The sequence below is a fragment of the Devosia sp. Leaf64 genome (assembly GCF_001421945.1).
Taxonomy (GTDB): Bacteria; Pseudomonadota; Alphaproteobacteria; order Rhizobiales; family Devosiaceae; genus Devosia.
In genome coordinates this window covers 7,780-19,113 of sequence record NZ_LMLO01000020.1, presented here as the reverse complement: position 1 = coordinate 19,113, position 11,334 = coordinate 7,780, and the positions used below count along the sequence as shown (strand labels likewise).

At 58.3% G+C, this 11,334-nt stretch carries 8 protein-coding genes; 2 read left to right on the top strand and 6 right to left on the bottom strand.

What is annotated here, in order from left to right:
• Nucleotides 1–217: 217 nt before the first annotated feature.
• From add to ASE94_RS12800, 6 genes are read right to left on the bottom strand one after another with little or no spacing between them, the layout of a single operon-like run.
• Nucleotides 218–1,222 (bottom strand): adenosine deaminase, encoded by a 1,005-nt coding sequence (add, locus tag ASE94_RS12825; protein ID WP_062630735.1) that lies wholly within the window; start codon nucleotides 1,220–1,222, stop codon nucleotides 218–220.
• A complete protein-coding gene (gene ugpC / locus ASE94_RS12820; protein ID WP_062630734.1) occupies nucleotides 1,219–2,289 on the bottom strand; it encodes a sn-glycerol-3-phosphate ABC transporter ATP-binding protein UgpC in 1,071 nt (356 codons plus the stop codon). The genes add and ugpC overlap by 4 nt, the downstream gene beginning before the upstream one ends.
• Before the next feature lie 11 nt (nucleotides 2,290–2,300).
• A complete protein-coding gene (locus ASE94_RS12815; RefSeq protein WP_082461201.1) occupies nucleotides 2,301–3,155 on the bottom strand; it encodes a carbohydrate ABC transporter permease in 855 nt (284 codons plus the stop codon).
• Nucleotides 3,152–4,021 (bottom strand): sugar ABC transporter permease, encoded by an 870-nt coding sequence (locus ASE94_RS12810; protein ID WP_062630732.1) that lies wholly within the window; start codon nucleotides 4,019–4,021, stop codon nucleotides 3,152–3,154. The genes ASE94_RS12815 and ASE94_RS12810 overlap by 4 nt, the downstream gene beginning before the upstream one ends.
• Before the next feature lie 47 nt (nucleotides 4,022–4,068).
• Nucleotides 4,069–5,385, bottom strand: coding sequence for an extracellular solute-binding protein (locus ASE94_RS12805; protein WP_062630731.1), 1,317 nt, complete (start codon nucleotides 5,383–5,385; stop codon nucleotides 4,069–4,071).
• 12 nt (nucleotides 5,386–5,397) lie between these two features.
• The gene (locus tag ASE94_RS12800) at nucleotides 5,398–6,375 is read right to left on the bottom strand and encodes a nucleoside hydrolase (protein ID WP_156352141.1); all 978 of its coding nucleotides are present in this window, start codon (nucleotides 6,373–6,375) and stop codon (nucleotides 5,398–5,400) included.
• A 170-nt stretch (nucleotides 6,376–6,545) separates the two neighbouring features.
• Between ASE94_RS12800 and ASE94_RS12795 the strand changes: the two genes are divergently transcribed.
• Together ASE94_RS12795 and ASE94_RS12785 are read left to right on the top strand one after the other, a co-directional pair.
• Nucleotides 6,546–7,547: a LysR family transcriptional regulator gene (locus ASE94_RS12795; RefSeq protein ID WP_062630729.1), complete on the top strand. Its 1,002-nt coding sequence runs from the start codon at nucleotides 6,546–6,548 to the stop codon at nucleotides 7,545–7,547.
• A 1,535-nt stretch (nucleotides 7,548–9,082) separates the two neighbouring features.
• Complete coding sequence (locus tag ASE94_RS12785) at nucleotides 9,083–11,023, top strand: methyl-accepting chemotaxis protein (RefSeq protein ID WP_162236091.1); 1,941 nt, start codon at nucleotides 9,083–9,085, stop codon at nucleotides 11,021–11,023.
• Nucleotides 11,024–11,334 lie beyond the last annotated feature (311 nt).

The window sequence follows — 11,334 nt, the reverse complement described above, 5'->3', positions numbered from 1 at the left end:
GGCCCTGTCGCTTTGGCGATGCGGTACATATCCGCGATCGGACAGTGGTGAAATTTGGCGACAGTCCGCGGCCTGAATGATTTGTTCCATCAGCTTCGTGATTGATCGAGTTTTCACGCGACTTCTCGATAGAAATAAACGTCCGGTTCGCTAGTCAACAAAATAAAAGCGGTCATTCCGCATTCCACCCCAAAAATGTGTTGATGCGGCTGATGGTTCAGCGCTGATAAGTACAGATTTGTTGACGCAAAACGTTGCGCACAGTTTCGTCCAAAAAGGATGCGTCCAGCGCCTTCAGGTTAGCGTCGGCGAATTGAGAGGTATTCCAGCCGAAAATCTCGTGCATCCGTTGATATTCCTCCCGCAACGTCAGGTCCGTGAGGCCGCGGGCGTCGGTGTTGATCGAGAGTGAGACGCCGGCTTGACGGAGACGGTCGACCGGATGATCCGCATAGGTTGGGAAGACGTCGATCTGGATATTGCACGAGGGGCAGACTTCAAGGTGGACGTCGTGCTCCAAGATCAGATCGATAACGGCGTGGTCCTCGATGCTGCGCACGCCGTGGCCGACGCGGCGCACACCGAGCTCGGTGATGACTTCGCGGACACTGTTCGCGCCCGTCGCTTCGCCCGCATGGGCTGTCATGCGGACGCCACGATCGGCAGCTCGAAGGAAAACCGGGATGTGTTCGGCAAGGCCATAGCCGGCTTCGTCACCGGCAAGGTCGATGCCGCCAACGCCGTGAGCAGCATACTTCTCGGCGAGGGAAAGGATATCAAAGCCTTGCTCCGTATCATCGGGGCGCAGGGTGCAGAGGATCAGGCGAGCCTCGACGCCATATTGGTTTTTGCCGTCATTGAGGGCGGAAAGCACGATTTCGACGACCTGCTCGGTTTGAAGGCCTTCGAGCTGGTGGAGGTGCGGGGCGAAGCGGATTTCGGCGTAGATGACGTTATCATCGGCAAGCTGGCGCAGGAGATCGATGGTCGCGATGCGAAGGGCATGTTCGGTTTGCAGCAAGGCCAGTGGCGCGGCAAGGTAGCGGAAATAATCGACGAGATTGACGCATTTTTTGGGCGCGAGGAATTCGGCCCGATAACGCTCGGGCGTCATGTCGGGCACGAGAGCGCTCACGGATTGAAAGCTCATCGAGCAGTCGAGGTGGAGGTGGAGCTCGACCTTTGGAAGGTCGGCTACCGTGTTCGGTTGAATGTCATTCATCGCACGCGCTCTCCGGTTTTCGCGTCGAAGAGAAAGGCGCGAGCGGGATCGAATCCTGTTTCGAGCGTGGTGCCGCGGCCGACATTGCGTGCGTCGCGCATTTCAATGGTGAGCGGGTGGGTGCTCCCCGAGCCGATATAGGCATAGGACGCTCCGCCCAGATGCTCGACGAGATCGACGGTAACGTCGAGGCGCACGGGCAGGTCGGGGCCAAAATGCTCTGGTCGCACGCCGAGCAAAAGGTCCTGGTCTGGTTGCGGGACGGTGGCGAGGGTGATGGGCACGGCGGCATTGCCATGGTCGGGCAAGCGGATCTTGCCATCTGCACTGCGCTCGGCCCGGAAGAAATTCATGCGGGGCGAGCCGATGAAGCCAGCGACGAAGAGATTGGCAGGGGCATCATAAAGGCTGAGCGGAGAGCCTGCCTGTTCGACGCGGCCTGAGCGCAGCACAACAATCTTATCTGCCAGAGTCATGGCTTCGATCTGGTCATGGGTTACATAAATCATCGTCGCGGCAAGGTCGGCGTGCAGCCGGGCGATTTCGAGCCGCATCTGGACGCGCAGTTCGGCATCGAGATTGCTGAGGGGCTCGTCGAAGAGGAAGACTTCCGGCTGCCGGACGATGGCGCGGCCGATGGCGACGCGCTGGCGCTGGCCGCCGGAAAGCTGCTTGGGCCTGCGATCGAGGAGATCGGTCAGGTGCAGGGCCGCGGCAGCTTCGGCAACCTTGCGATCGACCTCAGCGCGGGGAAGGCCATTCATGCGGAGGCCAAAGCCGATATTATCGCGCACGCTCATGTGGGGATAGAGCGCGTAAGACTGGAAGACCATGGCGACGCGACGCTCGGACGGGTCAAGATCGGTAACATCGCGCTCGCCGAACGTAATGGCGCCGGAGCTGACGGTTTCGAGGCCTGCAATCATGCGCAGCAGTGTTGACTTGCCGCAGCCGGATGGTCCCACGAAGACGACAAATTCACCGTTTTCGATGGCGAGATCGACGCCATGAATGATGTCGACATCGCCGAAGGATTTGCGGACGTTTGAAAGCGTGAGGCTCGCCACGGAAAACTCCTTCAGCCCTTGATACCGGCGCCGGCAAGACCCTGCACATAATAGCGTTGCAGCGGCAGGAGCAGGGCGATGGGGATCAGGGCGGTGATTACGGAAACCGCAAAGAGCTGGTTCCAGATGGTTTGATATTGCTGCTGGAAGGCGGCCATGCCGACCTGGATAACCTTGAACTGCTGGCTGGGCATGGCGAGAAGAGGCCAGAGAAAGGCTTCCCACTGAAAAATGAACAGCAGCAAGGCGGCACTGATGCAGGTGGGGAGGGACAGCGGCACGTAAATGCGGAGGAGAATGTCGATCCAGCTGACACCATCGAGGCGCGCGGCTTCGGCATAGTCCTTCGGCACCTGGCTGAAGAATTGGTAAAAGAGGAAAACCGCGAGGCCATTGGCGATGCTGGGCACGATCAGTGCCGCGATATTGTCGAGCCAGCCTAGTTGCTGCGTTACCGTATAGAGCGGCAGCGCGATGGCTTCAAAAGGCAGCATGAAGCTGATGATGATGGCTGAGAGGATAACCTTCTTGCCCTTGAAATCGAACATAGCGAAGGCAAAGCCGGCGGCGCCATTGACGATGAGGCCCGCGATCATGGTGATGAATGCAACCAACAAGGTGTTGGCGATAATGAGGCCGAAGCCACGCTCGAAGATCCCGGTATAGGCCTCGGTGGTAAAGGGCACCGGCAAAAGCGCCTTGGGCGTAAACGGAAAAATATCGGCAAAAATTGCGCCATTGGGGCGGAGCGAGGAGACAATCGCCCACCAGAGCGGCAGCACGAAAATGAACGCGATGAGGAGATAGGCGAGGTGCTTGAGCCCAAAACTCAGCACTTTGCCCGGTCTTACCCTGCGTGCACTCATGTGCGTGCCTCCCCGCCGGAGAGAAGCCTGAACTGAGCGGCGACGATGACGAGGAGGATGGCAACCACTACGACGATGATGGCCATGGCGCGGCCCATATCGCCGAAGATGAAGCCCGACTTATAGGCCTCATACATCAGTACATTGGTGCTGTCGGCAGGACCGCCCTGGGTCAGCATGAAGATCGGCGCGAAGAGGAGGAAATTGATCGTCACGTCAGCCACTAGCACAAAGAGCAGGGTGGGCCGGAGGAGCGGAATGGTGATGAAAATCAGGCGCTGCCAGGGTTTGACGCCATCGATGCGGGCAGCATCATAAATCTCGGGCGAGATGGTTTGCAGCCCGCCGATAATGAAAATCATCCAGTATGAAATGCCCTTCCAGGTCGCGATGGCGATGATGGAATAAAGCGCGAGACTTTCCGAGGTCAACCAGGGCTGGGCGGAGATGCCTGCAATGCCGATGAGGCCATTCACCAGCCCATCTTGGGTCAGCATGATGCGCCAGATGATCACAGCCGTCGGCAGCGAAACACCGATGGGAATTAGAAAGAGCACGCGGTAAAGCGTCACGCCTTTAAAATTCTGCACGTAGAGCAGGGCGAGACCCAACGCCAAGGCGATCTGGATCGGGTTGATCAGCAGGTTGAACCAGAAGGTCACCTGCATGGATTTCCAGAATGTCTGATCGGACAGGAGGGAGAGGTAATTGTCGACGCCGACAAAGACCTGCTGGCCGCGGACCATATTGAAGAAGCTATCGCTTAAAGCGAGCGCGACGGGGTAAAGGCGGAAAACGACAAGTCCGAAGATCGCGGGGGCGAGAAGAGCGGCTATCAGCATGACCGGCGTGCGCGATCTGGACATTGTCGTTTTCCCTGAGGCGCCCGCGGGAGAACGGGCGCCCTTTGACTTCACTGCGCCACGCGGGACGCAGCGGACTCGAACTTTTGTACGGCGCTGGTCAGCGCATCGGCAACCGGTACGCCGTTGGCGATATCGACAAAGGCGGTGCGGAACGCATCCTGCAACTGGCCATAGGCGGCTGTAACCGGGCGGGCCACCGCCGTATTAAGCGAGTCATAGACGCCGAGGCGGAAGACGTTTTGCGGGAAGGCGTCATAGTCGGCCGAGGTGCTGATCGTGTCGAGCAACGGCTTATAGGTCGGCAGCTGCTGGAGGCTGTCGAACCATGCCTTGGTGCCTGCGTCGCTGGTGGTCAGATAGCTCGCGAAATCCATGGCTTCGGCCTGGTTGGCAGAAGCGGCATTGACACCGACATACCACGAGCCCGTTGGAGTGACGACAGAGCCGCCTTCGAAATAGGGGTAGGGGGCGACACCGAAGTCGATGTCGGTGGCCGAAAGAATCGGCAGGTTCCAGGTGCCGCCGGCAAACATGGCGAGTTGGCCATTGCCAAAAAGGGACGCTGCTTCGCCGTATCCCAAGCTCTTCGGACTAACCGCCCAGTTGTTGTAGAGGTCGCTCCAGAAGGTTGCAGCCTTGGTCCAGGCTTCGCTATCGAGATAGCCCTTGGCGGTATAGCCGTCTTCGCCGATCACCGGGCTGCCGAGGGACTCGCCGAAAGGCTGGAGCTGGTAGAGTTCGCCGAACTGCTCGACCGTGAAGCCGTAGGTCGTGGTGCGGCCATTGTCCTTGACGGTGAGCTTTTGGGCGGCGTCAGCCACCTGTTCCCAGGTCCAGCGTTCGCTTGACGCAAGGGTGTCGACTTCTGCTTGAGTGGCGTTCTCGCCCTTCGTCAGGCCGGCGGGCGGAGTGATGCCGGCGGCTTCGAAAAGTCCCTTGTTGAAATAGAGGACCTGGGCCGAATTGTTGATCGGCAGGGCATATTGCTTGCCGTCATATTGTCCGGCCTGCACTGCGGCAGGCACGAGTTCATCGGTGCTTATGGCTGGGTCGATCGGCGAGAGGAAGCCGCGCGCGGCGTAGCTTGCGAGCAGCGGGGCATCGACATAGACCAGATCGATACCGGCGTCGGCCGAGCGCAAGCGCAAATCGGCGACCTGGAAGAACTGGGCAAAGGGATAGGACTGGAGATTGATTGTAACGCCAGGATGATCGGTTTTATAGGCGTCGACGACCGCTTGCATGGCCGTGGTATCGCCGCCCTCAATGACGACCATAGTGAGCGTCTTGTCCTGCGCCAGCGCGGTGCCGGCGAGAAGGCTGGCAGCAAGGCCGGCAGCGATGGCGAAGGTCTTGGTCTTCATCTGAGGCACCCTTTATCTGGTTGAGGAAAATCGGCCGGCCGCCCAGCTTAGGGCTTCGGTGACCAGCGCGGCAAAGCGAATTGGATCTGCCTTCATGGCTACGGCGACGTTCTTGATGCGCTTGTCGTGCGCCGGATCTTGCGGGCGCATGTCGATCAGGGTTTGGCCGTAGGCCTCGTCGGCGCTGACGAGAACTTCGCCGGGGCGTTCGGAGAGTTCGAAGATCGAGGGCTCGATCAGGTAAGCAATGGCGCAGGGGTCATGCATGGGGGCGCCCGGCTTGTCTGCACCGGCGAAGCTGTAATAGGTGCCGCAATAGAAATCCATGATATCGGCAACCGGATTGCTGCCCGGTTGAGTGGCTCGAATTTTGGCGACGTCTTCCCGCCGCATGAGCGTCTGATGCGTCGCGTTGAGGCCGAACATGACGAGTTTGACTCCCGATCGGAAGACGATCCGCGCGGCTTCCGCATCAGCCCAGATGTTAAACTCCGCTGCCGGGGTGACATTGCCTTCGGTTGCCGAACCGCCCATGAAAACCACTTGCTTGAGCGTTTGCGCAAGGCTCGGACGCAGCGCCAGGGCCAGCGCGAGATTGGTCATCGGCCCGATGACGACAAGGGTTATTTCGCCGGGCGAGGCTTCGACGCGTTTGATAATGGCATCGACGGCGTGTTGGGATTGCGCCTTGCTCTCTGCCGGTGGCAGTTCCTCACCTGCGCTGTCCAGGCCGCTTGGGCCATGGAACTCGGCAGGGAAGGCATAGCGGTGCAGTAGGGGCAGTTCCGCACCGGCATATACCGGTACGTTGAGGTCAAAGGCGTCGACGATGCGCAGCGCGTTATTGGTCGTGTGGCTCAGCGGAGCATTGCCGCACACGGTTGTAATCGCCTCGAGCTTGATCGTCGGGTGCGAGGCTGCAAGGAGGATCGCCGCCATGTCGTCGTGGCCAGGGTCGCAGTCGATAATGATACGATGAATGTCACTCAAAACGGCAAACTCTTCCAATAGCTCAGCTTTGCTGAGGTGTCGCGGCTAAGGCCCTAAGGGGTGACCTCAGCCCGATGGCGCCTCGAAATATTGAGCTGACGCTAGGACAGATGACAGGAGCGCGACAGCAGACTATTTTGGCTTTCAGTTGACTTTTCCTGAGGCAAATCGTGCTGCATCTGCTCAACGCCATGAGAGCCTTCGAGGTCGCTGCCCGGCTCGGCAGCATCAAGCGTGCGGCCGAAGAATTGCGGGTATCGGATGGTGCCGTCAGCCGGCATATCAAGAATCTTGAAGACGAAATGGGCGTGCCGCTGTTTGAGCGCGGTAATCGCTCGCTCAAACTGACGTCCGCCGCCGTAACCTTTGCAGCAACACTGACCGAGGCATTGGCCTCGATCAATCGGGGGACCGAGCATCTAAAGGCTCTCCATGATCAATCGACTATCATGCTGACTGCACCCGATACGTTCCTTTTGCGCTGGTTGGTGCCGCGCCTGCAGAGCCTTGAAAAAGCATTGGGCGGCGTGTCGGTGCGGATCACCACCTGGACGCGAGAGATCAATCCTGCGGATCGGTCGATCGATATTTATGTGGGCGTTGGCAAACTGCTCGACATCCCCGGCATGGTTGTCAGCCCCGTCGCGCCCGAAACTTTTGGGCCGGTGATCAGCCCGATGATTACGCGCGATAATGCCGCTGGGGCGGATGAGTTGTGGCAAATGCCTCGGCTCGACATCCGTTGGCCGCCCGATATGTGGACCAACTGGGCGCGGGAGGCAGGCGTGTCGCTGCCGCAAAAGGAAAGTGTCTGGTACGACAGCCTATCGTTCAGCGTGCAAGCGGCAGAGGCGGGGCAGGGGGTGGCTATTGGCCCCGGCCCTGCCATTTGGGATGCATTGGAGCAGAACCGGCTGATCGCGCCGCTCGGCATGGTAGCGCGCAATGGTCACTGGTTTCTGGCGTGGCGCGAGGACCGTTCGAACCGGATGATGCAGACTGTGCGGCGTTGGTTCGAAAGCGAGATGTCACGGGTTTGCTTTTTGAGAAAGCTCAGTCCGGACGGAGTTAGCTTGAACTCGTGTGGACCTGATCGCTTTGATCGCAACTTCAAGCGAGCTAAATGTCCAGGGTCCTCGCAGCAACACCAAGTGACTTGCACTCTTCGCTAAGGCGCAGGTGCACTGCAATCGTTTGCTTGATTCTGACAAGTTCTAGATAGTGATAATTGTGTCACCCGAAATTCAGTCAGAATAATTGGCCCCTAGCTCCTACAAAAGAGTCGGCTTCTGTTGCCTGGTCGTCCAAAAGCTGCCGGTCCGCAAACCACCCCGTTTTTGATGTGGCGGCGACCTAAGCCGACCGGCAGCTTTCGGGAAATCCAAACGCGGCCTAAACAGCTGGAATGGGGCGCTCAACCGACCGTCTGGTCTCGACCCGAGGCTGTGTGAAACCTCCTGACAATGCTATGATTTGATAATGCTTCGGGGGTGCGAGATGGGACGTTTTGTCTAGGCTGCCGACCGTCATCAGGCGAGCTTTCTGCCGGCGGCACGGGCCGAGATCGACGCCCCCGAGATGATTGCCCTTCCCGAGCGTGGCTACTAAGAGGGCGAGCAGATCCGCTCCCGCGCGAAGCCGGCATCATCCCCATGGTGCCAAGCTCAATACGTCACCGGCTCAAGCGCGAGGCTTCTGGGGCAAGGCCGCGTTCGATTATCAGCCAGAGACAGACACCTACCGGTGCCCTGCCGGCCAACAGCTGCATAAGCGCTTTGCCCGTGTCGCGGGCGGCAGGCTTATCAGCGTTTGCTTCAATCAGATGGCCTGCAGCGCATGCCCATCCCGCCCTTGTGTACGGCTGGCAAGGAGAAGCGCATCCGACGACGGGAGCATGAGGCGGTGCTCGATGAGATGGAGCGCCGGTTCGAAGTGATGCCAGAAGCGATGGCAGTCCGTCGCTGTACGGCCGAGCAGGTCGCCGTCGGAACCATCAAGGGCTAGATGGGCGCCCCCAGTTCCGAACGCGGGGGCTCCAGAGCGTTGCCGCAGAAGCCAGCCTGGCAATGCTCGACTGCAACATCAAGCGCGCCATCGCCGTTGCCGGCGTTGCCTACACCCTTAAGGCGATAGCGGGAAGAACGGAGCTGAAGCGCGTCGCAGCAAACACCCTGAGCAATCATGTGCGCCGAGTTCTCACATGGCCTCGACCCCATTGGGGACATTTGCGCTCCCCTAACGTTTCCTCAAAAGCAGCCGGTCTTTGTGATTATCGCCCGTTGAAGCCAGGATCCAAACACGCAAGGCGCTCAGGGGCGTTCCGACGAAACTGGAAAGGGCCACGTTGGAGGATCAGTATGCGATCGCCTGTTGGTTAGTTATCCACATCCCCCAAAGTTGGTAAGCTGCGTATGTGCGGCCCACAAATACTGTTATCCGTCGTTTGGTCCGCGATGCCTCATAATGGTGACGACCAACTTGCTTGCTGAAATCCAGATCAGTCATTGACTTAGGTTACTGAGCTTATTCACATCGGCTTAAGCACAAGCACGCATTTTAGGTGGTGCGACCGATGACTACCGATGCGCCCTGCGTCGACGCTCGGATTGCGATCCGGGGATTTCAAATGCCAAGCTTTTTCACCGCCAGCCTTTCACGTCGCTTGTATGGTCTACTGGCTATCTTCGCTGTTGGCCTTCTGGGAGTGATGTCCTACCAACTCTACAGCCAGCGGTCATCGCTACAAGATTTCAAGCGAACCGAGCTGCAAAGTGTTGTGCAGACCGCCGTGAGCACGGTGCAGAGTTTCTATGACCGCGCGCAAGCGGGGGAATTTACGGAAGATCAGGCTAAATCCATGGCACTCGAGACGTTGCGTGCCATGCGGTATCAGGGCAACGAATATTTCTTCGTCGATACATACGACCTCGTCATGCTGATGCATCCGACAAAGCCGGAGAAGCAGGGATCGGATCGAGCTGTCGAAAAAGATGGTCGCGGTACGCTCTACATCAAGGAAATGGTCGAGGCGGTCAAAGCCAATGGCTCAGCTTTCAAAGAGTACCTTTTCACAAAGCCTGAGGGCGGGCTTGCCGATAAGGTTGCTTACGCCCAGGGCTTCGCACCTTGGGGTTGGAGCATTGCTTCAGGCATCCTTTTCACCCAGGTCGACGCCATTTTCTGGCAGTCGGTTCTTGGTGGCGCAATCATCACCGCGTGCATAATTTTGGCGATCCTTGCAGCGGGCATTGTGGTTGCGCGCTCGATCGCCCGGCCGATGGCAAAGCTGAATAGCCATATGGCGCAGATCGCTGAAGGTGCGTTTGATACCCAGATCGAAGGCACTCAGCGCCGCGACGAAATCGGTGCTATGGCCCGAGCCGTAGAAGTTTTCCGGGAAAACGGCCTCAAGGTTTCCCAGATGACCGAAGCCGAGGCTGCTCGCATTATTCGCGACCAGGAAGCTCGTCAGGACATGATGATGGAGTTGCAACAGGCATTCGGCGATGTCGTCGATTCTGCGATTGAAGGCGACTTCAAAAAGCGTGTTCCCGCTACTTTCCCTGACGCCGAGCTGAACTCTTTGGCGAACTCGGTGAATGATCTCCTCGAGAGTGTCGACAATGGACTAAGCGAAACGGCTATGGTGCTCAGCGCACTCGCTAACACCGATTTGACGACCCGTATGAGCGGCCAACACCGTGGCGCTTTCGCCAAACTCAAAGCGGACGTCAATCAAGTGGCTGATCGCTTGACCGACATTGTCGGTCAACTCCGCGGCACGTCAGGCACTTTGAAATCGGCAACGAGCGAAATCCTTGCCGGCGCGAATGACCTTTCGGAGCGCACGACGCGCCAGGCTGCGACGATCGAAGAGACTTCGGCTTCGATGGAGCAGCTTTCCCAGACCGTGACCGAGAATGCTAGAAAAGCATCCGACGCCAGCCAGAAAGCGACTGCAGTGTCGCAGTCGGCGGAAGAAGGCGGGGTCGTTATGGACAAGGCTAACTCCGCAATGGAACGCATCACGCAATCGTCTTCAAAAATCTCGAACATCATCGGCATGATCGACGACATTGCGTTCCAGACAAACCTGCTTGCGCTCAATGCTTCCGTCGAAGCTGCTCGCGCTGGCGAAGCAGGGAAGGGTTTCGCCGTTGTCGCTGTCGAGGTGCGGCGGCTTGCTCAGTCAGCCGCTCAAGCGTCTTCCGAGGTAAAGGTTCTTATAGAGCAAAGTGCGCAGGAAGTTGGAACTGGCTCAAGGCTCGTTGCTGATGCATCGCATAAGCTCGAGGCTATGATGGAAGGACTTCGCGCGAACACTGCCCTACTTGATGATATCGCCCGCGCAAGTGGAGAACAGGCCTCAGCCATTGCCGAGGTCAACACCGCTGTTCGTCAGATGGATGAGATGACCCAGCACAATGCGGCTCTCGTTGAACAGGTGAATGCGGCTATCGAGCAGACCGAGAACCAGGCGAGTGAACTCGACCGGATTGTCGATGTTTTTACCATCGAAGCCATTTCGCATCGCATGTCGGCGCCTCAGAGCCGGCCGGCTCGCGTCATGCCGAAGGGTAAGGCGGCAGCGTCTTCTTACCTCACCCAAGGCAACGTTGCTCTCAAGGATGACTGGTCAGAATTCTGATCATTCCTATCCCTAGGCGTGGCGGTCTGGTGCTCAGGCCGTCACGCTTGTTCGGCTTGATCCCAGTTCGATGTCCTTAGGGATGGAGGTCGAGTGCGGATGATTTACCAATGTGAGCAGCCCAAGTTTGCGAGTGGCGCAGGCATAGAAAGTTACACCCCAGACCTAAGCAGTCCGTCAGCTTTCGGGAAATCAATAATGGGGCTTGAAGGGCTGGAATGGGGCGCGTTTCCGACTAGCAGCTCCCGACCCCATCTAAGTCATAGCCTTAATGCGAACTACCCAAACCAGACGTTATGAAGCCTTAAGAC